The organism is Streptomyces sp. NPDC104106 (assembly GCF_055584345.1).
Genome location: NZ_JBVJMF010000003.1, coordinates 607516 through 632058, shown reverse-complemented (window position 1 = coordinate 632058; position 24543 = coordinate 607516). Strand labels below are relative to the sequence as shown.

Genomic DNA, 24543 nt, shown 5'->3' with positions numbered 1-24543 from the left:
GCCGGCAGGGCGCGGCGCGCCGATGGTGGCACGGCGAACTCGGGGGCACAAGGAGTGCGGCGCCCCGCCGAGCGGGAGGGCCGTCTCCGCGGTGGACGTGACCGCGACCGCCTGGGCTGCGAAGGCGACCGCCGACGCGGCGTACACGGTGACCGCGGGGCGGATGCGAAGCCGGTGAGGTGGTGGACGCCGGGGCGCCGGCGGTCATGCCCGCCACCGGGGCGGTGCCGCTGGTCAGGGCGGATCGGCCCCGACGCCGGGTGTCCTCCGGGTCGAGGAGTGCCGCGCCCCCGGCGCTGGTGGCCGCTCCCCGCAGGACACGGGCGGCGATCAGCGCACCGGTACCGCCCGCCGAGGCCGGCAGCACCATGGCGGCCGCCTCCGCCGCGAGGGCGCGCAGCAGGGTCAGGGAGTAGGCGCTGAAGACCACGGTGATGGCGGGCGCGGACAGGTGCCAGGCGTCCCGGTAGTGGGTGTACGGCGGTTGCGGGTGCGCTGCCTGCCCCGAGGAGGGCGGCCAGGATCGAGGCGTTCAGGACGAAGGGCACCGCGCGGTCGGTCGTGCGTATGCGGACGCCTTTACGGGAGCAGTGCGCGGGCGCTCGTGGCGTGACGGTGGGCATGGGTCTCCTCATACGCTAAACGCTATGCGTTTGCTTTAAGTCACCGTAGACCCTACGGCGACCTAACGCAAACGCTTAGCTTTTGAAGCCGGGAATGCGTTTCACTGCTGCAGTCCGAGGAGAGAAATCCATGCCCGCAGAGCTCAGCCCGCCCGACGCCGCTCGCTGGGTCGCCCGCGCGGGGCTCCACCTGCCTGCCGAACGCCACGCCGCGGTCACGGCCACCGCCGACCACATTCACTCCGTCGTCGAAGTCCTTCGGGAGCTGGACTTCGGGGACACCCCCTCCGCCCCCGCCTACCCCGCGTGACAGGAGAAGGACGATGCAGCCGCATGAACTGTCCCTGACCGCAGCCGCCGACGCGATCCAGGAGCGGCGACTGTCCCCCGCCGAGCCGACCACTCCGTCCTGGAGCACATCGCGCGGCTGGAGCCGCGCCTCCAGGCCTATGCCAACGTCACCGCCGAGCGCTCCCGCCAGGCCGCGTGAAGCCGAACGCGACATCGCGGCCGGCCGCTATCGGGGTCCGCTGCACGGCATCCCCATGGGACTGAAGGACTTGATCGACGTCGCCGGCACAGCCACGTCGGCCAGCTCCCGGGTCAGAGCCGATCATCGCGCGCAGGCCGACAGGACCGTCGCCGCACGCCTGTCGGCGGCCAGAGCCGTCCTGGTCGGCCACGACACGGCGGGGCTGCCGATCGGCATGCAGTTGCTCGGGCGCCCGCTCGAAGAGAGCGTGCTCCTACGGGTCGGCCACGCCTACGCACCCGGCCCGCCCTTGACCTCGCACACGCCGCGTGAACGGAATGACGACCCGGCAGTAACACTCCGCCCGCGCCGAGGGCGCCACCAGGCTCCCGGCCCGGCCATCTGCCGTAAGGAGGAAGGGGCCCGAGCGGTGACGGCACCGAGCGCCCACACAGTGTTCCAATCCTCTACGGGCCGCTAGACGCAACGAATTCGCTTTAAGCTGGAGGGCATGAGCAGGCAGATGCTACGCCCCGGTGGGCGCAGCGCCCGGGTCCAGGCGTCGGTGCACGCCGCCGTACGCGAACTCACCTCGCAGGTGGGCCGGGACGCGCTGACGGTGCCGATGATCGCCCTACGCGCGGGCGTGACACCCTCGACGATCTACCGCCGCTGGGGGGATCTGCAGGAGCTGTTGTCGGACGTGGCGGTCGAGCGTCTGCGGCCCGAGACCGCGCCCAGGGACCACGGTGCCCTGCCGCCCGACCTGACGGCCTGGGCCGAGCAGTTCCTCGACGAAATGTCCTCCCCCGCCGGCCGCGCCTACGTCCGCGACGCCCTGCTCGGCGACCCGGACGGCAACAACGCCGGCCAGTGCTCCGCGTACGCCGCCGAGCAGATCAACGTCATCCTCACCCGAGCGACCGAACGCGGGGAGCAGACGCCCGGCGTCGAGACCGTCATGGACCGCGTCGTCGCTCCCCTGATGTACCGCATCCTCTTCCGCCCGGACGGACTCGACGCCGCGTACGCGCGTCGGCTCGTGACAGCGGTCCTCGGCCCGACCGGCCGATAGCCGGGAGGAGCTGCGTGATCAGTGATCACAGGTGGGTTGGTCGCCGATCACCCGGTCGGCATCGCCTACGCCGAGCCGACGGCTGTTGCGACCACGTGCCTCCGCCCGCCGCCACAATGCCGCCCGACAACATCAAGAGCGTGGAGTTGCATGGCGGCTTCACCCGGTCAGGGGCATCCCCCTCCGTCCCCACCGCGCTGGCGATGGTAGGCGACCGGCATATGCACCCGCCGGCCTTCGAGCAGCGCACCGTATGGAGCTACGAGGTCTTGAAGGCACACCGGCACTGTCGCCACCGGCGGTGACGATAACTTCGTCTGGGCCATCCGTCGTGCCCTTCCGGTGTGCTTGCGGCCACCTCATGCCCGGAGGCGGGCACCGCCACTGGGACGGCCTCCCCATGGATGGATTCCGTGTGTCTGGGCGGGCGGATACGCCTGTGCTGGGTGAAGCTGAAGGCGTGAGCATCAGTAGCGAGCGCCCGGTAAGTGCGGAGCAGATCTACACGGCGCTGGCCGCTCTTGCGGCTGAGCCGGCGGCAGATCCAAAGAAGCGATCCGAGGGGCCCCGGGAGGAAGACCGCCTGCACCTGCTGGGCAGTCTGCTGGCGAAGACGGAGCTCGAGATCACTGCCGCAACCCGTCTCACCGAAGAAGAGGAGGTCGAAGACGTCCTTGAGACGCTGCTCGGCTGGAGGGAACAGCTCGGAGCGGATCCCGGTCTCGCGGTCAACGTCGTGACGAACCGGCTGCAGCGCACCGCGTTGCAGGTCTCCGAACCCGAGGCGGAAGAACTGCCACCCGGCCGGGAGGCCGCCTTCGCCGCCGTCATGACAGCGGTGTACGCGCTCAGCGCCCAGCTGCACGCCGAGCGGGGCGATACAGACGGAACGCGACACGCTCTCAGCGGGGCGGAAGAAGCCGTCATCGACATCCTGCAAGGCATGCATGACCTGCGTGTCGCCATCGGTGACGCACCCGGACCTGATGACGAAGCCGACAGCTGACCCACTCGGCAGCAGGCTCCGCGTGGCGGTCGCTGGGGACCTCGACCGCCCCGTCCCGCCATGGGCATGGTCCGACCGCGGCCCGTACCCACCGCCTCCTGCGAATCCGCCAACGCCAGGTCCTCCTGATCCTCACCGTCAACCGATCGACCCGTAGTACCGGCATGTGCACATTTACCGCACTCCCTTTCTCGGTCGGCTCGCCGAACGCCTCGGGTGGAGGTCGCAGACGCGCTCCTCGCCGGGCTTGTCCTCCTCGGCCAGCGGATGGGCCAGCGCCCAGGCGTCCGTGCGGACGCCCGTCACCTGCCGGCGGACTTCGAGCCCGGGCGGGCCGCTCCGGATGTCCGGGACGGCCAGTCCGTCGTACACGTTCTTCCGCTCAGAGGGCTCTACGAAAGAGTGCGAGAGAACTGGGTGCTCCGGATCCAGGACGGCGTCGGCGCCCGGGGCAGCCGCCCTGCCCTCGGACATGCAAAGACCGCTGTCCTGGAGAGCGCGGCGCCCTGCAGCCCCGGCTGGCCGGCCTCTCCCTTCCCCATCGCCCCGGGGCCCTTCGAGCTGGAGCCGCACCCCCCGGGGGGAGCCACCTGCGTCGTTGTGGCCGAACGCCCCGTCGTCCTGGGTGCACGTCCCCATGACTCCGGGGCCGTGCCCTCTGTTCCCCGACACGCCCGGACCGTCGTGGCCGTTCCGAAAGGGTCTACTCCGCTGCCGACCGCTCCTGCCCTCACCCCGTGGCCGGACACCCCAGACCGCCGTGACTCACCCCGGACGCTCCCGGCCCGACAGGGCCCTGGTCAGACAACCCGCCGCCCTGGGCACTCGTACCAGAGACCCTCCTGCGGCCGGCGGAACGGCGTCTGGTCGTAGGTGTGGTCCCCCCTTGGAACGCCGGCCCGAAGCCACCGGCGGCCAACAGGTCGCTCGGCTTCTTCGCCGCTCCGACGGGTCGGCGGCCGGGAGAGTGGATCGGGGAGCACCGCCAGCTACACACTGGAGGCCGGCCGGCAGGGCCCGCCGGCTTACTCCTCCGGACGCGGACGGGTGTCGTCGAGCGCCTGCCGGTTCTGGCCCAACTGGCGCAGCGCTCCGGCGAGGTCGAGGTCGAGGTCCGTGAAGAAGAGCACTGCCACGCCCAGCCGGTATCGGCGGGCGAGCGCACTCGGGTCGAAGGCGGGCGGCTGTGCGTGGCGCAGCCGGTACAGTCGGGGAAACTCCCCCTGGAGTCCTGGTAGTCGGCGACCTTGGCGCGACGCGCCCGCTCCTTGAAGTCGAGGAAGGCGAACCAGGCGACGAAGTCCGCGGGGAGAGCCCCGGGAGCTGCTCGGATGCCAGGGACTCCACAGGTCGATCCATAACGGCGGTGCCCGTGCAGGGAGTTCGATGACTTCGCGCGGTGCGTGGGAACTGGGCGGAGCTGCTGCCGGAGATCGCTCGAGGTGACCTGTACTGCGTCCACGAACCGCACCTCCAGGGTGCTGGGCTCATAGACTGCGGCCAGCCCGCTTCGGATCCAGGTACCGGATCATCAGCGGGTCGGAGAAACCATTCATGGTCGTTCCCTCTCGGTCCGAGCCCCGGACACGGGAACGCCCTGCGGATCCGGAGGGCACAGTCTGGAGGGCACAGTCGGGCGACGCTCCGGACCAGATGTTCTGCGCACCCACCACCCTACGCCGCCCATCGGGAAGCAGCACCCGCTCTCCGGGATCCACGCCGCCCGCCTTCGTCCGCACCAGCGGCCGTCGGTATTCCCCACCGCTCTCGGATCCGGAACACGAAGACGTCGGAACAAATTGTCCGCTCAACTACACATATCCCAAGCGACACTTGACCTACCGGCGTATTCTGAAATTCGAAATATCCGCTCCCAGGGAAGGGGCCTCCGGTGAGCACCAACGGCATCGACGTCTCTTCGATCCAGCCGGACAGATACGACGTCTCAGGGCTCGACTTCGTGTTCATAAAGATCACCGAGGGTCACAGCTACACCAACCCGAAGTGGGTGGCGCAGAGGCAGACCGCCCGTGACGCGGGACTGGTCACCGGCTTCTACCACTTCGCCCGCCCAGGACCGTTCGAGGTTCAGGCCGACTACTTCCTGTCCCAGATCAATCTCGCACACGGAGACATCCTCGCCCTGGACTGGGAGGACCCCGGAATATCGGGGGCGTGGAAGGACGCATGGATCAAACGGGTGCAGGAGAAAGCACCCGGACACAAAGTGATCCTGTACTGCGACCGCGATTTCTGGGTGCACCGCGACACGACCTCGTTCGCCGGCGACGGCTTGTGGATCGCCGAATACAACGGCCGTCCCGGCAGGCCCGACATCGAGCATCCCTGGGTCTTCCACCAGTACAGCGCCGAGCCAGTGGACAAGGATCTCGGGAACTTCAGGGACAAGGCGGAACTGGTCGCCTGGTGCTGACAGCCAACTACTGCGGATCAGCCAACTGCTGCTGATCACTCACACCACTCGGTGGCAATCGACGGGCACAGCCGGCCGAGGCGCCTTGGGAGGGACAGCCGGTGCTCCGATCGGTTTCAGCCCTCGCTTCCCAACCTGCGGCATCGATCAATTGGACAAACCTCGGCCGGTGCCAGCGGCCACTTCGGTAACCAGACGAAAGCCGCTCATACCTGTCGAGGAGGAATGGTCATGGCCAGACGTCCGGTCGTCTGCCGCGACGGGACATGGGACTTCGCCGACCAGCCGAGCAAGACCAACGCCGCCAAGCTCGCCCTGTCCGTACACCGGGGGGCGCACTGCCGGGAAGGACCAACACGTCTATTACCACAGCGGCGTAGGCACCCAACGGTGGGACCACCTCCGCGGCGGCGCGTTCGGCACGCCGATCCTCGCGCTCGCCTCTCCCTCGATCAGTTCCTGGAGCATCCGCTCGGCCACCGAGCGGACGAGTTCGAGTCCGTCTGCCGAACGTAGTGACTCCGGCAGGCGTAGTAGGTCAGACTGGGCCAGGGCCACCATGCACCTCCCGGGTTGAACTGGCCGTTCACGAAGGGGAGTTGCAGGTGGCCCGCCTGCTGGGCAGGGAGCGGAATCCCTGTCAGCACACGCCCCCGGGCGTACGCCCTCGCTTTGATCGGCTACACCACCAAGCGGGACGCCATCCGTCTTCTGCGCCCGCCGCACCAAAGCCCCCCGGCACGGGCGGTGCGCGACGCGGAGCCGCCCCAGCAGTTCACCCGCGGTCCGCGAGCAGTCCCGGCGCACCTGTCCGGCCCCGCGCGTCCATGCCGTCCTGCCAGGCCGCCAAGGCATGATCTGCGGCCCAGATGCCTCGCCGCCTGTCGTCGGCCGACGGGCCCCCGACCGGTACCGCTGCCGAGACGCCACACCACCATTCCTGATCCGCCCATGGCCACCCGCCCCGGTCCCGGTCCCGGTCCCGGTCCCGCGGGACTTCCGGCCCGATCCACCGCGACCGACGGCCGGTGGTGCGGCGTCATCACCTACATCACCGCCAAGGCGGGCCGGCTCCATCTGGCCACGGTCGCCGACATCGATCGCCTCTCGCCGTGTCGTCGGCTCGGTCACCGGCGACCATCTGCACACCGAACCGGTCGCCTACGCACTGCGGTGCGCCTGCCATCGGTGCCGCCCCGCAGCTCGGTGGATCTTCCATATCGACCGCGGTTGCAGTACACCAGCCATGGATTCTTCTTCGACTCCGTCGGGTGGGCACAGGAACGGCCATCTCATCCGACCGCTGGCTCACCCTTGACGACGGTGAAGGCGATGCCGTCCAGCTGCGAGGCGAGGTAGCGGCGCAAGGCCGCTGATGTGCTTCCTGCCTGGCTGGTCCGCAGTTGGATGCCGGAATGGTCCGTGGTCGGGCCGATCTCGTAGACGGGGAACCCTGCGATCGTCGGGTTCTTGGGCGCCACGAGCCCGCGTACGGCCGCCTGCAGGGTCCGGTCGGAGTAGCGGCAAGGGAAGATGTCCAGCCGGTTGAGGTCTACGGCGGGGTGGGCGCGCTTGGCCGCCCGCGCGAGCAGCCTCCCCCGCGACACGTCCGTGACACACAGCGCCACCCGCCCCTGGGTGTAGCCATCGATCACCGTCCCGAAGACATCCGAGTACGCGGCGTTGAACTCCTCATCGCCGACGGCCTGCGCCAGTGCCTGTGCCTGCACGGTGTCGGCGGAATCTCCACTGCCTGCATCGGTTGAGGCCGCGCTGGGGACCTGCATGTCGTCCGGACACGAAGCGGGCACCCCACTGCTCGGGCTCCTGCTGTTGGCCGAGGACACGGACGGGGCGTCGGCAGACGGCGTCTGCGGCACCGCCGAGTTCCCCGGCGAGGACCCAGCGCACGCCGCCGTGGCAGCCAACATCCCCGAACAAAGCGTCAGAGCAACGACGCGCCGCATGGCATCCTTCTTCCGCCCGTAGTCCCCACCTAGCGCAGCCGCTCCCCACCAGCCCCGAAACGCCGCGACACGATGGCGCGAAGTGTAGCGAGTCCGCAATGGCTGAGGGCCACCTGTGCCCAGTGGCGGTTTGCCACACGTACTTGCGGGAGGAACTGAACAGCGGGCAGGTCCCTCTCGCACGCCAGGGCCGGGACTGCCCCTCCCCCTCCCAGGCCGGCGAGACCAGCGTGGCGCGGGCGCCCTGCGATCGCATCCCGGGTGCCCGCCACGTCGTACACCAGCGGGCGCGTAGCCGCCGAGGTCGTGGAAAGGGGAGGGAACACTCAAGGCCCACTGCGGCTGTGCCGGGTGCAGCGCCGAGCCGGCGGTGCCGTGGCGTCTGCGGCCTGGCGTCCGCTCGCCCGCGGATCCGTGACGACCGGGCAGACTCCGACCCAGGAGGCGAGGTGGCCGGCGGCCGCCCAGCGGGCCATGTCCGCACCGGTCTCCGTCCATCAGCACCTCGGCGCCGGTCCACCCGACACCTGGCATGGTCTGCAGTCGCCGAAGCTGACGGGCAAAAGCGGCGTAACTCCTCCACAACCCGCACCGACCGCTGTTTTGCCAGGTCACGCAGGTGCCTCCCGTCGCAGCGCGTGGTCCGAGGAGCACCACTAGGCTGGGCCCACATAAGGTAGGACGTCATCGGCTCCTGTCCGCGACCGGGGGGTCGGCAGGATGGCGGGAGTGACGACGGCCCAAAAGGAGCAAGAGGTGTTCAGCGTGAACGGTGCCGTCGTGACGGTGGTCGTCATCACCTACAACGACGCGGAGCGCGTCGCGGAGGCGGTGGCCTCGGCTCTCGCGCAGGGCGATGCGGTGGGCGAGGTCGTTGTCGTCGACGACGCCTCCACCGACGGCACTTCCCGCGTCCTGGAGCAACTCGCGGCCGACGATCCGCGCGTGCGTGTCATCCGCCGTGAGACCAACAGCGGCGGCTGTGGCACCCCGCGCAACGACGGAATCGACGCGGCCCGCTGTCCATGGCTGGTCTTCCTCGACAGTGACGACGTGCTGCCACCGAAGGCGGTGGACGCGCTGCTCGCCGCCGCACTGCGGCACGACGCCGATGTGGCGGCGGGGCTGTGCGTGCGGCGCGAGTTGCACAGCGGACGTGAGATCGCCTGGCAGGAGGAGCTGTTCACCACCGAGTCGGTGCACGACGGAGTGGCCGGACGGCCGCAGACGCTGTGGGACACGTTGTCGGTGAACAAGATCTACCGTCGTGACTTCCTGCTCTCCCGGCGGATCCGGTTCCCTGACGGCGCGGCGCATTACGAGGATTTCGTCTTCACCGCGCGTGTCTACGCGGCCTGTCCGCGCCTGGCCGTCAGCCCTGAGAAGGTGTACGTCTGGAATGTACGCTACGGCACGGGTGAAGCCTCGATCTCGCTGCGCCGAGACCGGATCCAGAACTGGCAGGACAGGGTCTCGGCCCATCAGCAGGTGCTGGAGATCATGCGGGACAGCGGCGAGCAGGATCTGACGATCGCCGCGCAGACCAAGTTCCTCGAGTTCGACCTGGCCGTGTATCTGAGCGAACTGCCGCGGCGCACGCCGGAGTACCAGGATGCCTGGTGGCGGATCTCCCGCGAGCACGTCCGCGCCTTCGAGGCGGAGGCCGTGCGCCGGGCCACACCCGCCGCCCGCTGGCGCACCGGGGTGCTCCTCGGACGCGAGCGGCAGGCCGCGGCGCTCCAGCGGCTCGCCGAACTGGCCGCTGTCCCTCCGCGTCTGGCGCCGCCGTACGCCGGGGACTCACGGCGACCGCTGTGGGACGAGGCAGGATCCGCCCCCGAAGGTGCGGACGAGATCGTACTCGACGGCCTCTGCGAGGCCCCGATCGCGCAGCTGCCGCTCTACGTCGCCGCGGACGTGAAGGCAGGCCGTCGGCTCCTGCTCGGCCTACGGCTGGCTGACCTCTACGGCAGGATCGCGCACGCCGGCCCGGAACGGGCGATCGTGGAGCTGCGGCACCGGGTGACGGGCACGGCACACCGGTACGAGGCGATGTGGCAGGCCGAGCAGGGCGGACAGGGCTGGCATGCGGTCGTCGCCGCCGACGCCACCGCGCTCTGTGAACGAGGCACGATCACCACGTGGGACGCCTGGGTGACCCTGACCTTCCAGGACGGTGAGCCGGTGACGAGGCCACTGCGTGCCGGATCCGGCCTCGGACGGGCGGTGCGGGTCGGCCGCCGGGGGCGGGTGCTCCTGCTCCAGCCCCACGCCGCCGGCAACGGGTGTCTGGCGGTGCGCGTCGCCGATGGCCTCGTCGGGGTGCGCACCGTGCTCGCAGGACGGCTCACCCGTCGCGTGCGGCGCTGACCGCAATCGAGGTCAACCGCGGGCCCGGCTCAGGCTGTTCGGGTCGGCCGGCTCACCGGCCCGCTCCCCCAGGAAGACACTGCGCACCACGCGCTCAGCCGCGCGTCCGTCGTCGTACGGGCAGAAGCGCTCCCGGAACCGGGCGAGCCGTCCGACCGCTGCCGGCCCCAGGTGCTCGCCGCTCTGGAAGATCCTGACGAGCTCTTCCTGTGTGGCGGCCACCGCTCCGGGGCCCTCGGTCAGGAGGTCGAAGTAGGTCCCCCGTGAACGCCGGTATGTCTCCCAGTCGGGCGCGTAGATCACGATCGGCCTGTCCAGGGCGGCATAGTCGAACATCACGGAGGAGTAGTCGGTGATCAGGACATCGGCGGCGATGCACAGGTCTTCGATCGAGGGATGCGACGAGACGTCCACGATGCCCCGCGACGGGCTGACCCGGTGGGTGTCGAAGTAGTGCGAGCGCACGAGCAGGACATGGTCGTCACCGAGTTGATCGGCGAATCGCCGCACGTCCAGCGGGAGCGCCGCCTCCTCCTCGTGGTCTCGGTGGGTGGGGGCGTAGAGGACGGCGGTCTGGCCGGGGCCGATGCCGAGTTCGCGTCGGACACGGTGCGCTTGGTCCAAAGAGGCGTTGACCAGCCGGTCCACGCGCGGATAGCCCGTCTCGAGCACCTCGTAGCCGCCGGGGTAGACCCTGGTGAACACCTCGGTGGTGTGCGGGTTCGGCGAGACCAGGACGTCCCACCGTCCGCACTGTTCCACCAGCCGGTCGAAGTTCATTCCGCGTGCGGCAGCGGGATGGTCCCGCAGGTCGGTCCCCATCTTCTTCAGGGGCGTGCCGTGCTGTGTCTGCACCAGCACGGCACCACGCCGCTTGGGCAGTTCATACGGGAAGTTGACATTGTTGACCAGGTACTTGGCCCGTGCCATCGTCCGCAGGCAGCGAGTCGATCCCTCCACCACGTACTCGACGCCCGGTGGGACGGAGGCCGTCGCGTCCTTGGCAACCACCCACACGCCGCGGATGCCGGGCGCGAGTTCGCGGGCCTTCTCGAAGATGGCCGCGGGGTTGCAGGCGTAACCGCGGTTCCAATAGGCGGCGTAGACGGCGAGGGTGTCGTCGGCGGGGAGCAGCAGGCAGGCGCGGTAGTAGGCCCGCCGCAGCGCCGTGGTGGCGAGCCGGGACGTGCGCCGGGCCGCACCACGCGCCCGGCCGAGGCCGGCCCGCAGCGCGCGACGCAGCCGGTTCACCGGCTCCAGCACCGCATAAGCGGGGTAGGCGCCTCGCTCCACCAGCCGGTACTGCAGACCACGCAGCCCGGACGGGTACGGGTAGTCACGCGGCCGGAAGCGCCTGAAGTGTTCCGCCGTCCGCCGGAAGAAGTCGCGTCGAAGGTTCTCCGGAACCAGTCCGGGGGTGGCGAGCACGGTCGTCGCGTGGCGCACCGTGCGGTCGAAGACTGCCTTGCGGAACGGCTCGGCGGTCACGGCCTCGCGGTCGACGAAGGCGAAGATCCGCTCGTACTGGTCGAAGAGGTCGAAGTGCTTCGGGCTGGCGGTGTTGGTGATCGCGCCCTCGCGCCCGCGCCGGTAGTGGTAGCAGACTCGGTCGAGCATGCTGATCCGCCGGGCGGCGAGCAACACGGGGTACGTGACGGAGATGTCCTCGTAGTACCCGGGTCCGAAGTCCACCTCCAGGCCGAGAAGGAACTCCCGGCGCAGCACCCTGCTCCACGCGGTCATGATGAGGTCCAGGGTGCTGGGCCGCTCCGCGAGAGTGAACGTCTCGGGAGCACCCCGGAAGAGGTGTGCGCGCGGGTTGCGCTGCACACGTCCGTCCGAGTCGACCAGAGCGTGGTCGACGACAAGCACGTCGGGGCTGGTCCGCCGCAGCCGCTCGGCGACCGCGGCCAGCGCGCCGGAGGTCAGCCGGTCGTCGCTGTCGACGAACCACACGTAGTCTCCCCTGGCCCGGATCAGGCCCTCCTGGCGCGCACGGCCGAGACCGACGTTCTCCGGCAGGTGCACCACGCGCAGTCGAGGGTCCCGGGCCGCGTACGCGTCGAGAAGGGCTCCGCTGCCGTCGGGGGAACAGTCGTCCACCGCCACGACCTCGATGTTCCCGAAGGACTCCGGCGGCTCCAGGATGGAGTCCAGGCACTCCGGCAGATACTCCTGCACCGCGTAAACGGGCAGGACGACACTGATGAATACCGCTTTCTCGGACGGCTGCGCGGCCGGGCTGTCATGGGATGCCACATGTCCTCCAGGCAGGTGTCAACGTGTACGCGTGCTACGCCCGGACCGGGGCAGGGCTCTACACCCTATTCCTACATGAAGTAGGACTTCCACAGGGGCCGCGAGCCGGCAACGGTGGCGGCCGACTCGTAGGTCGTCGAACGGTTCATCGGCCGCGCACACGCCGCCATCCGCGACCAGGTCGCCGCCGGCTCGGTGAGGAGACCGCCGCGATCTGGGCGGAGCGGTTCGAGCAGCTCCACCGCGAAGCCGTGGACACCGATCTGGCCCCTGTCGAGGGGCTGCCGGAGGCACTCGACGCGATCACTCTGCCGACCTGCGTGGCCTCCAGCGGCTCCCACGAAAGGATGCGCCACACCTTGAGCCGCACCGGCCTCTACGACCGCTTCGCGGGCCGCATCTGCAGCGCCTCCGAGGTCGCCGGCGGCAAGCCCGCTCCAGACCTTTTCCTGCACGCCGCTGAGCAGATGGGAGCGGATCCGGCCGCCTGCGTGGTGGTCGAGGACAGCCGGCCCGGCGTCCGGGCCGGCTGTGCAGCCGGCATGCTCGCCTTCGGCTATGCCGGCGGGCTGACCCCGGCCGAACGACTCCAAGGCCCCGGGACCACCGTCTTCCACGACATGCGTGAACTCCCCCTTCTCATCGCCGAACAGCAGCCATCTCCTGCCCGTTGAGCCCGGCGGCGATCGGGCGCCCGCGAAATCGTGGATGGTGCAGCCACCGACGGTGAGGCACGATTGTCGTCTCACAGTCTCTTAAATGCCATATCCAGGTCCTTCAGAGCCCGTCCGTCCCGCCTGTCGAATACTCCGCGAATTCTCTGCCAGGCTGCCGCGTGTCGCGTGCAGAGTTCATAAATCACGTCATCATTCACCTGGCCACCGAATGCATCCACCAGCCCGCGCGCGACCAGGCTCCTATCGCTGGCCCCGACAGGCGAGAGAGAGTTCTTACGCTTCAATATTCAGGCATCAAGTTTCTGTATGGCATCGTCGAGATCCCGGCACATTTTCTCCAGGTAGTCTCCGTTGGCATCCTCGAGCCATACAGATGTCGAGTCGCCCTCGACACCTCGTCGAACTTCGGCACGGCGGGGGGAAAGGAGAACTCGGCCAGCGGTGCGCGAGGGGCGACCTGCCGAAATTTCTGCAGCAGCCTTTCGCGGTCGGTCCAGTCCTGAGTCTTGTCTTGGATGACCCTGGAGAGCTCTCGCCATATTTCGCATTCAGATTGCAGCCAAGAGGTCAAGGTGTGGACATCTACGGAGGACCCGATTGCCCTGCGATGCCAGACCCCTTCCATCACCGCGGCGCAACTCTCGACAACCCTTCGATCGTAGGCGGCCCTCTCAAATTTCACCGGATCGGCGCGACGGCCAAGATCTGGATCGCCGCTGGGGAAGGTCTGCCTCACGAAACGACGGAAGCACGGGTCCTCTCGCAGTGGAGCTGGGTCTGGGTCTTCGGAGTGCAGCCATGGACGCTTGATCGCCAGGAAGCCGCTCTCGGCGCCGCGCACTGCCCTCTCGAGTTCACGGATGGCCAGGGAGGCAACCACGATCGGTCATCCTCGTCGGATACGCGCATCGCAATAGAGTAGGCACACGCCATGTTGTACCTGTCCTGCCACGGCAAAAAGCCTCGATAAATCCACAACCGCGCTTGATTCATCAGCATTTCTACGGTGGCCGGGGCGACACTCCCCCACCGGGTGTCCACGGAAAGCAAAACGCGCCACCCCACCCGCGGGGCAGGGCTGCCCAGCGCCGATTTATCGGACTGATCACAATCCTTCCAGGCTTTGGCCCACTGCAGCGGGGCCCATACGTCACGGTTCAGCCGCCGTGAAACCCAGGAGAGTTTCCAGTCGGTTGGCCTGCTATTGGAGATGAGACATCCGACGGGGTAATCCTCGGCCAACCGACACATCTCGTAGAGGCATGCGGACGCGAACAGGAGGCGGACCGCCCGCTCGTTGTAGCCCTTGAGGGTACATTCGACCCAGTTTTTTGCCGCATGGGGAAAGAGATCCCTGATCACAGGCCCATAGCGTTCCTCAAAAGCAGGAGTCAGCGCCTGCCGAATGCACACGAGCGCATCGGAGCTACGGCCGCGACGTCCTCTGTCGCACCATTGCCTCACGGCGGTCGTACCCGAGAGCCACGGCGTACCGGAAGCGCCAGTTGCTGCTGTTCCAGGGCTTTTCTGCCGAATCCGCCCCTTGCCAACTGAGAAAAACCAGAAGGCCCGCAGAAACAATCATGACAGCCGCGCGCCACCGCCCTATGTGCGGCATAGGCGACCACATTGGTGCCGGCTTCAAATATGCACGCAGTTCAGCGCCATGTCGTCGGAGGACGCTTTGGCTGGATCGGCACTGCATCTTCGGCCCGCACCCACGATGAGAGTCCATGAAAGAGAGGAACCCCAGCCGACGCACGGCTGGAGTTCCTCGAGGCGGTGAGTTGGTGGATCAGGCCGGTCAGCGCTGCAGGGTGAGCACGCCCGGGCGCCATGGCAGTTGGTCGTAGGGGCCGCTCGCGGTGGGAGACTTGCCCTGGTAGAGGAACTGCAGGTTGCAGGGGTCGATGGTCATGGTCTGGTCGGGGTTGTTGCGGACCAGGTCACCGTGGCTGATGTCGTTGGTCCAGGTGGCGCCGCTGTTGGCCTTGCCCGCGAAGGGGTTGCTCTCGGTGTCGGCCTGCGGGGTCCACGAACCGTTCAGGCTGGTGGCGGTGAAGGAGCGGAAGTAGCGCTGTTCATTGGCACCCCGGGCCTCGACGATCATGAGGTACTGGTTCTGGCCCTGGACCTTGTAGACCTGCGGCGCCTCGAACAGGTTCTTCGTCGAGTCGCTCATGACCGTCGTGTACGACGAGCCGAAGCTGCCGGGGAAGTTCCCGATCGGCATGCTCGCCCGGTAGATGTTGCCGTTGTCACCGGCGAAGAACAGGTACATGTTCTGGCCGTCACCGATCAGCGTCTGGTCGATCGGGGCGGAGCCCGGGATGCTGCCGGTGAACAGCGGTTGTGGGGCGGACCAGCCGTTGGGATCGGTGGGGTTGTTGGAGGTGCGATAGACGAAGGGTGACGCGCCCCACTGGGACGCCAGCACCCAGATGTTCTTGGGCGCGAAGTAGAACAGCGTCGGCGCCACCGCGGACTGGCTCATCCCGGTCTGGCCGGCCGACGCCATGTCCGACCAGTTCGTGAAGGGCGCGAACGCCATGGAGCCGTACCCCGACCCCGACACGTTCGATGCGTAGACCAGGTGTTTGCCGTTGTAGACGACGTTGGTGAAGTCCTTCAGCGAGACCCACCCGTTCGCCGGCTGCGCCAACGGACCGGTCGAGGCCCACCGGTATGTCGACGGAAGAGAACACGTGCTGCCCGTCCCGGACAGGCCGGTCCACTTCTGGTTGCCGACGCCGCTGCACGTCCAGAGCTGCACGGCCGTGCCGTTGACCGTACCGCCGCCCGTGACGTCCAGGCACAGCCCGGACTCCACGCCGACGATCGTGCCGTCGGGGTTCACCCGCCATTGCTGGTTCGCACCGCCGTTGCACGCCCAGATCTCCACCCGGGTACCGGCCGTGATGGCGTGGCCCGGAACATCCAGGCACTTGTTGCCGTAGACGGTCAGCTGGTCGCTGTCGGTCAGCGTCCACTGCTGGTTGGTCCCGCCCGTGCAGTCCCAGGTCTGCAGGAACGTGCCGTCGGCCTGGCCGGCGCCCGGCACATCAAGACACCGGCCAGAACCGACACCGCGTAAAGCACCGCTGGTGGCCGCCTGTGCCGGACCGGCGACGAGCATCGCCGCCAACGAGACCAGGGCCGCGAACACGGCGGCGAGCACCACGGACAGATGTCTGCGGCGGGAAATACGTCTGCGCATGGGGACCTCCTGGTCGGTATATCGAACAAGGGTCGAGTTATCGAGCAAAGTGGATGATAGGGATTGGGTGAACAGCGTCAATACCTCTCGCACGACCGAAACAGTCAGTGCGGGCAGGGGCCTGTCCTGTGTTCAGCGCGTCGAGGATGCCGTGCGTGTGGTCAGGATCTCGATGGTCTCGGTGACCTAGCTGTGGGCAGTGGCCAGTCCGTCAGCCGCCGCCACCCGGACGGGCAGACAAGTACAGCGAAGCTCCGGCCGAGAAGGGTGATCTTGGTCGGGTGCACAGGCTTCGGCGCCTGGTCGCGCGCATCGGCCCGGGCGGCACAAGTCGACGCAGCCAGGCGCGGATCGCCGGTCCCGGCTCAGGCCACCGCGCTCAGCGTGTCCGCGAGGCGTCCGCGAGCCGCACGAGCCGCGGGGAGTGCGGCGAGCGCGGCCGCGCCCAGTACGGCGGCCGAGCCCAGCAGAAGCAGCAGGCCGGGCGACGGGGACTGGGCGATCCCCGTGCCGATGCCGCTGGAGGCGCCCTGGGCGTCGATGAGCCGGTGGGCCAGCGGCAGACCGACGGCCGTGGCGGCAAGCGCCGCGGTCAGGGCTGTGCAGCTCGTGGCCGTGACGGTGATCGCGGTGATCTGCCGCGGGGACATGCCCATCGCCCTGAGGGCGAGCACGTCCCGCTGCCCCTCCCGGACGCTGCCGCCGATCGCGGTCAGCAGCTCGACCAGCCCGATGAGACCGAGCACGGCGATCAGACCGGCGACGACCGCGCGCAGCGGGGAGAGCCCGTCGGCCGGGTTCGTCACGGCGTGCACGTCCAGGTGGCCCCGCCCGGCCGCGGTGATCGCGGCGGCCACATGGCGGGGATCGGCACCCGCGCGCAGCCGCAGTTCGTAGAAGGCCGGGGCGAGTTGCGGGTCGTTCTCGCGAAGGGTGTCCAGGGAGGTCGTCACCACCCGGCCGGCGTTCTGCGGTTCGATGCTGCGGCCGACGATGTGCAGGATCTGCGGGCGGTCGCCGACCATCATCCGTACCCAGTCGCCGACCCGTGCGTGCAGCAGGTCGAGGAGGCCCTGTCCGGCCACCGCCTCGTCCGGTCCGTGCGCGGACCGGCCCTCCGCGAGGGCGTAGGGGTAGGGCCGGGCGTCGGTGCCGAGGCCGCGCAGGGCGATGGTCCCGGTCTGTCCGGGCACCAGTGCGGCCAGCTCGACCCCCGGGTAGGCGGCGGCGACCCGGGAGTCGGCGGTCAGCAGGGACGCCGGGCCCATGGCGGCCGGTGTTCCGTCCGTGCGGACCGTGAGCGAGGTGGGCAGACCGACCCTGGCCGGGCTGGTGTGGAAGCGGTCGATCGTGGTCCAGGCGCTGAGTGCGACCACGATCAGCAGCATCGGCAGGGTCAGCCGAGCCACGGTGGCCAGCGACCGTCCGCGCCCGGTGACCACCTTGTGGCAGCCGAGGACCAGCGCGGCCGGCAGCCGCAGCCCGAGCGCCCGGCGGGCCGGGCCGGTGAGCCCTCCTCCCCCCGCCGCTGCCGCGCGCGGCACGGGAACGGGGGGCACCCGACCGGCCCGCCAGGCCGCGAGTCCCGTGGTCAGGCCGATGAACAGCACCGCACCCGCGGGCACCGCCAGCAGTGCCACGGCGTGCCCGGGCAGGCCCTGCCACACGCCCACGGCATCGCCGAGCCGCCCGGGGATCCGGCTGCCCAGCGCATCGGTGAGCGCGGCGGCGGCCACCGCGCCGAGCAGGGCGTAGGCGAGGTGCTGGAGCAGGAAGACCCGTACGACCTGGCCGGGGGTGAAGCCGATCGCCTTCAGTACCGACAGGTCGCGCAGGTGGCCGCGGATGCGCGTGGCGATCGCCCCGTGCACGGCGAGCCCGGCCGCGATCAGCGCCCCGAGGCCGAACATGCCGAGCACCTGCCCGAGCAGCCGGTTGTCGCCCTGTGCCTGGGCGCGCGCCTGCTGCCAGGTGGAGACCTCGCCGACCGCGCCCGCGCCGAGCACGGTGACGGCGCGCTGCACTGCGTAGTCCGTGTCGGCCGGATCGGCGAGCCGCAGCCCGATGACCTGACCGCCCGGCGCCCGGACCGCGGACGGCAGGGCCCAGACCAGGCCCGGCTGCTCGCCGGGGCTGTAGGAGGGTTCGGCGCTGTCCGCGATGCCCTCGACGGTCAGGGTGCGCGCGGTGCCGGGCAGGGCCAGGGTGTCTCCGGGCTCCGCCAGCAGGGCGCGGGCCAGGCCGGTCTCCAGTACCACGCCGTCCGGCTCGGCCGGATCCAGCCAGTGCCCGGCGGTGAGCAGCGGCCGGCCGACGGAGGGCAGCCGGGGGGTGCCGCGCAGCTCCACGGTGGCACGGGTACCGCGTGCGGCGACGGTGGCGGACTCGGTGCGATAGGGACCGGCGACGGACGTGACGCCGTCCAGCCGGGCGAGTCTGCCCGTGTCCGCGGACGAGGCGGTGTGGATCCAGACGTGGGCCCCGCGTGCCTCTGCGAAGGTGCGCTGCCAGGGGTTGGTCGCATAGCCGAACAGGGCGGTGGCCAGCAGTAGAGAGGCGACGATGCCGGCGGTGGCCAGTACGAGGAACAGTGCCTCGCCGCGATGCGTGCGCAGGTCGGATTGCGCCCAGCGCAGCGTGGCCCGCACATCCCTGAGATCCAGCACGGTCAGTCCTTGAGTTCCAGCACGGCGGAGATGCCGGCGCGGCGCGGCGGCGCACCGTCCAGCGCGGCATCGTCCGCTATCCGGCCGTCGAAGAAGCTGATCACCCGGTCCGCTGCGCTGGCCAGCCGGGCGTCATGTGTGACCAGCACGATCGTCTGGCCCCGGCCGTGGAATCGGGACAGCAGCCGCATCACCTCGCGCGTGCCCTTGCTGTCCAGGCTGCCCGCAGGCTCGTCCGCCAGCAGCAGCGGCGGATGGTTGATCAAGGCCCGCGCGAGGGCGACCCGCTGCTGCTCGCCGCCGGACAGCTCGCCCGGCAGGCTGCGCTCCTTGCCCTCGAGACCCAGCTCGGCCAGGAGCGCCTCCCGGCCGGCGCGGGCCTTCTTCGGCGGGACACCGGCCAGCAGGGCGGGCAGCTCGACGTTGTCGGCGACGGGCAGGTTCGACACCAGGTTGAAGAACTGGAAGACGAATCCGATGGCCTTGCGGCGTTCCACCGCCCAGCGTGCCTCGCTGAAGGAGTCCGTGCAGCGGCCGCCCAGCCAGATGCTGCCCGCGTCCGGCCGCTGGAGCCCGCCCAGCAGGTGCAGCAGTGTCGACTTCCCGGCGCCGGACGGGCCGGTGATCGCGACGAACTCGCCCCGGGCCACGTTCAGGTCGACCCCGCGGACGGCGTGCGCGGGCGCGCCCTCGCCGTGGTGGGTCTTCACCAGGCCCTCGGCGCGGAGCACCGGAAGACGGTCCTCGCTCATTCCAGTTCCTCCTGGCACCGCTCCAGCCAGTCGAGGTCGGCCTGCAGGTGCAGCATCGCGCCCTCGATCAGCAGTTGGGCGATTCGGTTGTCCCGGTTCTCGGCCGCGGCCAGTTTCGAAAGGTTGCGCATGGTGTTGAGGTACTGGCGCCGCTGCTTGTTGATGAGGGCGATCTGGTCGGCGAGACCGGTCTGCGGGGCGAGGGCGAGCTTCATGAAGAACTCGTCCCGCACCCGCGGCTCGTCCTCGGTCTCCTCGAACCAGGCGTGCAGCGCCTCCCGCCCGGCGTCGGTGAGGTGGTAGACCTTCTTGTTGGGCCGGCTGGACTGCTCGACGTCCTCTCCCTCGATCAGCCCGGACTTCTCCAGGCGGCCGAGGGTGACGTAGACCTGGCCGACGTTCGGCTGAGGGTACGCGGAGCCCAGCAGTTGCTCAAGGTCCTGCTTCAGCTCATAGCCGTGGGCCGGGCCACGGGCGAGGAGTGCCAGGAGGGGCAGGCGCACTCGGGCTCTCCTCCTAGTCTGCGTAATGTGCTCCAGGCCCTAGTATCGCCCATACCTAACGGGTATACATGGCCTCTGACCCCGGGCGAGGACGCCCGGAGCCGGGTGTACGTGTTCAAGGAGGAACCTATGCGGTGGATACGCGCCGCCGGTAGGGGCCTCCTGGTTCTCGTCGTGATCATGGCAGGGTACGTGGCCTCCGGCGCCCGCGCCGACGAGGGCGGGGGCGGTGGGCGCGGCCCGCTCACGCTGGCCACCGCCGGCGACCTCACGGGCTATCTCGGCCCGCTGCTGCAGGGCTGGAACCGAACCCACCCCGGCGAGAAGGTCACCCTCGTCGAGCTGCCGGACTCCGCGGACGAGACGTACGCGCAGATGACGACCGACCTGCGCGGCGGCGACCGGAGCCGCTTCGACGTCCTCAACATCGACGTCAACTGGACCTCCGAGTTCGCGGCGGCCGGCTGGATCCGCCCGCTGCCCCCGGACCGCTTCCCGCTGAAGAGCTTCCTGCCGCCGGTCGTCGACACGGCCACCTATGACGGGCGCCTGTACGCGGTCCCGTACGTCACGAACGCCGGGCTCCTGCTGTACCGCAAGGACGTCCTCACCAAGGAGGGCGTGCCGCCGCCGCGTACCTGGACCGAACTGGAGCACGACGCCAGGACCATCGCGCCCAGGTACGGACTCGGCGGCTACGCGGGCCAGTTCCTGCCCTACGAGGGCCTCACCGTCAACGCGGCCGAGGCCGTGTACTCGGCGGGCGGCACCATCCTCGGCGACGAGGGCACCCGGGTCACCGTCGACTCGGCCGCCGCCCGCGAGGGCATCGGCTTCCTGGCTCGAGGCCTGCGCGAGGGCTGGATCCCGAACCAGGCGCTGACCTGGAAGGAAGAGGAGTCCAAACAGGCCTTCCAGGACGGAAGGCTGCTCTTCCTGCGCAACTGGCCCTACGCCTACGCCGTCGCCTCCGCCAGGGGTTCCAAGGTCGCCGGGAAGATCGGTGCCGTACCGCTGCCCGGCCCCCACGGACCGGGGACCAGTGTTCTCGGCGGGTCCAACCTCGCGGTCAACTCCCATGCCCGGCACCCCGACTCGGCCGCGCGCCTGATCGCCTACCTCACCAGTGAGCAGGTCCAGCGGCAGGTACTCGTCCGGGGCTCGCTGCCGCCCGTGCGCGCCGCGCTGTACGGGGATCCCGCGCTGATCCGGCGGTTCCCCTACCTGCCGACGCTGCGCACCGCCGTGCTCACCGCCGCGCCGCGCCCCAAGAGCGCGCACTACGACCAGGTCAGCCTGGTGGTGCAGGCAGTGGTGTACGGCGCGCTGACCGGACGCGAGACTCCCGAGCAGGCTGTGCGGCGACTGGCGCGCGAGCTGGACGCCATCGCCCGTCGATAGTTACCTGTTAAGTAACGAGCCCATCTCATCTCAGCTCGCCATGACCGGGTAAGGCCGTATTTGCGCACCCAACTTCCCAGTAGCTTCCGTTTCTTTCATTGACACCCTCGCGACACGCCTACTTAACATGCATGCATGTTGAGTAAGTGCGGCTGGTGGCGTGACGCGGTGATCTACCAGGTCTACGTCCGCAGTTTTCTGGACAGCACCGGCGACGGCGTCGGCGATCTCGCCGGGGTCCGCGCGGGGCTTCCGTACCTGAAGAAGCTCGGCGTCGACGGAATCTGGCTGAGCCCGTTCTATCCCTCGCCCCAGCACGACCACGGGTACGACGTGGCCGACTACTGCGGAGTCGACCCCCTCTTCGGCGACCTGGCCGAGTTCGACCTGCTGGTGGCGGCCGCCCACCGGCTCGGCGTCAAGGTGCTCCTCGACATCGTGCCCAACCACTGCTCCAGCGAGCACCCCTGGTTCCGCGAGGCCCTGGACGGCGCATCCGGGAGTCCGGCCCGCGCCCGCTTCCACTTCGCCGACGGCCGCGGCCCGGACGGCGCCGAGCCGCCCAACAACTGGCACGCGATGTTCGGCGGCCCGGCCTGGACACGGGTCGGTGACGGCCAGTGGTACCTGCACATGTTCACGCCCGAACAGCCCGACTGGAACTGGCGCAATCCGGAGATCGCCGCCGAGTTCGACCGCATCCTGCGCTTCTGGCTCGACCGGGGCGTGGACGGCTTCCGCATCGACGTCGCCGCCGGCCTGTTCAAGCACCCCCAACTGCCCGACTCCGAGGACCCCGAGGCCGATGCCCGCACCCGCGACTCGGTCAATCCCCTCGCCTGGAACCAGCCCGAGGTGCACGAGGTGTGGCGGCGCTGGCGCTCCGTGTGCGAGGAGTACCGGGAACGCGACGGCCGCGAGCGCCTCCTCGTCGGCGAGGTCTCGGTGCCCACCGCCCGCGAGCACGCCCTGTACGTCCGCCCGGACGAACTCCACCAGGCCTTCTTCTTCGACCTGCTCGGCGCCCCCTGGGACGCCGACGCCTTCCGCAAGGTCATCTGCGAGGCCATGCAGGACATCGCTGGCACCGGTTCCACGGTCACCTGGGTCCTGAACAACCACGACCAGGTCCGCACCGTCACCCGCTACGGCGAGCCAGCCACCGAGGGCAGCGGGCTCGGTGCCGCCCGCGCCCGCGCCGCCGCGCTGCTGATGCTGGCGCTGCCCGGGGCCGCGTACATCTACCAGGGCGAGGAACTGGGTCTGCCCGAGGTCGTCGACCTGCCCGACGACGTCCTCACCGACCCGATATTCCGCCGCACCGGCAGTCGCGCCCGGATCCGCGACGGCTGCCGGGTCCCGCTGCCCTGGTCCGGTCAGGCCTCACCGTTCGGCTTCACCTCCGGAGCGGAGGGCGCCAAGCCCTGGCTACCGCAGCCCGCGTACTTCGCCGAGTACGCCACCGACCGCGCCCTCGCCGACACCCGCTCCTTCTGGCACCTGTACCGCGACGGCCTCCAACTACGGCACTCCCTGCCCCAGTTGGGCGAGGGAACGCTCCAGTGGCTGGACACCGCGCCCGGCGTCCTCGCCTTCGGCCGCGGCGACGGCCTGGTCTGTGCCGTCAACTTCACCACGGCCCCCGCCCCGGCACCGGCCCCCGGCACTCCCCTGCTCTCCAGCGGCCCCTGCCCGCCCGGCGTCCTGCCCGGCTCCACCGCCGCCTGGTGGCTCGGCGACCTCTGATCCGCCCGTCAACTCCCCACCCTCGAAGGGACATCAACGATGATGAGACGACGTACCACCCTGCTCACCGGCTGCACCGCTCTCGCCCTCGCGCTCGGCGCCACCGCCTGCGGCGGCGGACCGGTCTCGGCCGGCGGCGGTGACAAGTCGCTCAGCGGCCAGACCGTCACCGTGGCCGGCGTCTGGTCCGGAGCGGAGCAGAAGAACTTCCAGAAGGTGCTCGACGCGTTCAGCGCGAAGACCGGAGCCAAGACCCAGTTCGTGTCCACCGGCGACAACGTCTCCACCGTCGTCGGCAGCAAGATCGAGGGCGGCAACGCCCCCGACGTCGTGATGGTCCCGCAGGTCGGCGTGCTCCAGCAGTTCGCGAAGAAGGGCTGGCTCAAGCCCCTGTCCGCCACCGCGCAGCAGACCGTCGACGCCGACTACGCGCCCGTGTGGCGCACGTACGGCTCCGTCGGCGGCACGCTCTACGGCCTCTACTTCAAGGCCGCCCACAAGTCCACCGTCTGGTACAGCCCCAGCGCGCTCACCCAGGCCGGGGTCAAGCCGCCGACGACGTACGACGAGATGCTCAAGGACGGGCACACGATCTCCGACTCGGGGCTCGCCGCCTTCGCCGTCGGCGGAGAGGACGGCTGGACCCTCACCGACTGGTTCGAGAACATCTACCTCTCCCAGGCCGGCCCCCAGAAGTACGACGCCCTCGCCGTCCACAAGCTGAAGTGGACCGACCCCTCCGTCGTCAGGGCGCTCACCACCCTCGGCAAGCTGTTCAAGGACAAGCAGCTCGTCGCCGGTGGCCAGAAGGAGGCCCTGAACACCGACTTCCCCGGCTCCGTGGAGAAGGTCTTCGGACCCAAGCCCGAGGCCGGCATGGTCTACGAGGGCGACTTCGTGGCCGGCGTCGCCCACGACCAGTTCGGCAAGACCATCGGCAAGGACGCGAACTTCTTCCCCTTCCCGGCGGTCGACGGCGGCACGGCACCGGTCGTCAGCGGCGGTGACGCCGCGGTCGTCCTCAAGGACGGCAAGAACGCCACGGCCGGCATGAAGCTCCTGGAGTACCTGGCCACCCCCGAGGCGGCGGCCGTATGGGCGAAGGCGGGCGGCTTCCTCTCCCCCAACAAGAAGCTCGACCCCGCCGCGTACGGCGACGACGTCACCCGCGCAACCGCCAAGTCCCTGATCAACGCGGGTGACTCGGTCCGCTTCGACATGTCCGACCAGGCGCCCGCCGCCTTCGGCGGCACCAAGGGCGCCGGGGAGTGGAAGCTGCTCCAGGACTTCCTGCGCGACCCCTCCGACCCGAAGGGCACCGCGGCCCAGCTCGAAGCCGCGGCCGCCAAGGCCTACCAGAACTGAACGGCCGCAC

The 24543-nt window shown here is 69.6% G+C and carries 18 protein-coding genes and 1 pseudogene; 10 read left to right on the top strand and 9 right to left on the bottom strand.

The annotated features are described in order from the left end of the window. Nucleotides 1-753: 753 nt before the first annotated feature. The 4 genes from ACZ60X_RS10295 (at nt 754) to ACZ60X_RS10280 (ending at nt 3176) form a co-directional block, all read left to right on the top strand. Nucleotides 754-933, top strand: coding sequence for a hypothetical protein (locus ACZ60X_RS10295; protein WP_469595808.1), 180 nt, complete (start codon nt 754-756; stop codon nt 931-933). 13 nt (nt 934-946) lie between these two features. Further along, nucleotides 947-1576, top strand: coding sequence for an amidase family protein (locus ACZ60X_RS10290; protein WP_469595805.1), 630 nt, complete (start codon nt 947-949; stop codon nt 1574-1576). 30 nt (nt 1577-1606) lie between these two features. After that, nucleotides 1607-2170 (top strand): TetR/AcrR family transcriptional regulator, encoded by a 564-nt coding sequence (locus ACZ60X_RS10285; protein ID WP_469595802.1) that lies wholly within the window; start codon nt 1607-1609, stop codon nt 2168-2170. Nucleotides 2171-2630: 460 nt separating this feature from the next. Further along, nucleotides 2631-3176, top strand: a complete 546-nt coding sequence (locus tag ACZ60X_RS10280) for a hypothetical protein (protein ID WP_469595800.1) — start codon at nt 2631-2633, stop codon at nt 3174-3176. Between the two features lie 174 nt (nt 3177-3350). Here ACZ60X_RS10280 and ACZ60X_RS10275 read toward each other — a convergent pair whose 3' ends face one another. After that, entirely contained in the window at nt 3351-3548 is a 198-nt protein-coding gene (locus ACZ60X_RS10275; RefSeq protein WP_469595797.1) for a hypothetical protein, read from the bottom strand. A gap of 1519 nt (nt 3549-5067) precedes the next feature. On the opposite strand from ACZ60X_RS10275, the gene ACZ60X_RS10270 reads away from it, so the two are divergent. Next, entirely contained in the window at nt 5068-5610 is a 543-nt protein-coding gene (locus ACZ60X_RS10270) for a glycoside hydrolase family 25 protein (protein WP_469595794.1), read from the top strand. A 423-nt stretch (nt 5611-6033) separates the two neighbouring features. Here the strand turns inward: ACZ60X_RS10270 and ACZ60X_RS10265 are convergent. Both ACZ60X_RS10265 and ACZ60X_RS10260 read right to left on the bottom strand, forming a co-directional pair. Next, nucleotides 6034-6168, bottom strand: a pseudogene (locus tag ACZ60X_RS10265) (IS256 family transposase); the annotation flags it as partial. A gap of 734 nt (nt 6169-6902) precedes the next feature. Further along, nucleotides 6903-7340 carry a hypothetical protein gene (locus tag ACZ60X_RS10260; RefSeq protein ID WP_469595791.1) on the bottom strand — a complete coding sequence of 146 codons (438 nt, stop codon included), beginning with the start codon at nt 7338-7340 and terminating at the stop codon, nt 6903-6905. Nucleotides 7341-8333: 993 nt separating this feature from the next. Here ACZ60X_RS10260 and ACZ60X_RS10255 point away from each other — a divergent pair. Next, entirely contained in the window at nt 8334-9947 is a 1614-nt protein-coding gene (locus ACZ60X_RS10255; RefSeq protein WP_469595787.1) for a glycosyltransferase family 2 protein, read from the top strand. Nucleotides 9948-9959: 12 nt separating this feature from the next. On the opposite strand, the gene ACZ60X_RS10250 is transcribed toward ACZ60X_RS10255, so the two are convergent. Then, on the bottom strand, nt 9960-12206 hold the full coding sequence (locus ACZ60X_RS10250; RefSeq protein WP_469595784.1) for a bifunctional glycosyltransferase/CDP-glycerol:glycerophosphate glycerophosphotransferase: 2247 nt from the start codon (nt 12204-12206) through the stop codon (nt 9960-9962). Nucleotides 12207-12277: 71 nt separating this feature from the next. Then, entirely contained in the window at nt 12278-12448 is a 171-nt protein-coding gene (locus tag ACZ60X_RS10245) for a hypothetical protein (protein WP_469596030.1), read from the bottom strand. On the opposite strand from ACZ60X_RS10245, the gene ACZ60X_RS10240 reads away from it, so the two are divergent. Then, a complete protein-coding gene (locus ACZ60X_RS10240) occupies nt 12419-12880 on the top strand; it encodes an HAD-IA family hydrolase (RefSeq protein WP_469596013.1) in 462 nt (153 codons plus the stop codon). The genes ACZ60X_RS10245 and ACZ60X_RS10240 overlap by 30 nt on opposite strands. A gap of 1807 nt (nt 12881-14687) precedes the next feature. Here ACZ60X_RS10240 and ACZ60X_RS10235 read toward each other — a convergent pair. The 4 genes from ACZ60X_RS10235 to ACZ60X_RS10220 form a co-directional block, all read right to left on the bottom strand. Further along, nucleotides 14688-16100 carry a non-reducing end alpha-L-arabinofuranosidase family hydrolase gene (locus ACZ60X_RS10235; RefSeq protein ID WP_469595782.1) on the bottom strand — a complete coding sequence of 471 codons (1413 nt, stop codon included), beginning with the start codon at nt 16098-16100 and terminating at the stop codon, nt 14688-14690. Nucleotides 16101-16465: 365 nt separating this feature from the next. Next, on the bottom strand, nt 16466-18748 hold the full coding sequence (locus ACZ60X_RS10230) for an FtsX-like permease family protein (RefSeq protein ID WP_469596011.1): 2283 nt from the start codon (nt 18746-18748) through the stop codon (nt 16466-16468). A 20-nt stretch (nt 18749-18768) separates the two neighbouring features. After that, a complete protein-coding gene (locus ACZ60X_RS10225; protein ID WP_469595780.1) occupies nt 18769-19518 on the bottom strand; it encodes an ABC transporter ATP-binding protein in 750 nt (249 codons plus the stop codon). Continuing rightward, nucleotides 19515-20021, bottom strand: a complete 507-nt coding sequence (locus tag ACZ60X_RS10220; protein ID WP_469595778.1) for a PadR family transcriptional regulator — start codon at nt 20019-20021, stop codon at nt 19515-19517. Before ACZ60X_RS10220 ends, ACZ60X_RS10225 begins: the two co-directional genes overlap by 4 nt. A 129-nt stretch (nt 20022-20150) precedes the next feature. Between ACZ60X_RS10220 and ACZ60X_RS10215 the strand changes: the two genes are divergently transcribed. The 3 genes from ACZ60X_RS10215 to ACZ60X_RS10205 all read left to right on the top strand — a co-directional run bounded on the left by ACZ60X_RS10215 (nt 20151) and on the right by ACZ60X_RS10205 (nt 24533). Continuing rightward, on the top strand, nt 20151-21422 hold the full coding sequence (locus ACZ60X_RS10215; protein WP_469595776.1) for an ABC transporter substrate-binding protein: 1272 nt from the start codon (nt 20151-20153) through the stop codon (nt 21420-21422). Nucleotides 21423-21557: 135 nt separating this feature from the next. Continuing rightward, nucleotides 21558-23168: a glycoside hydrolase family 13 protein gene (locus ACZ60X_RS10210; RefSeq protein WP_469595774.1), complete on the top strand. Its 1611-nt coding sequence runs from the start codon at nt 21558-21560 to the stop codon at nt 23166-23168. Nucleotides 23169-23207: 39 nt separating this feature from the next. Continuing rightward, nucleotides 23208-24533, top strand: a complete 1326-nt coding sequence (locus tag ACZ60X_RS10205; RefSeq protein ID WP_469595772.1) for an ABC transporter substrate-binding protein — start codon at nt 23208-23210, stop codon at nt 24531-24533. Nucleotides 24534-24543: the final 10 nt, after the last annotated feature.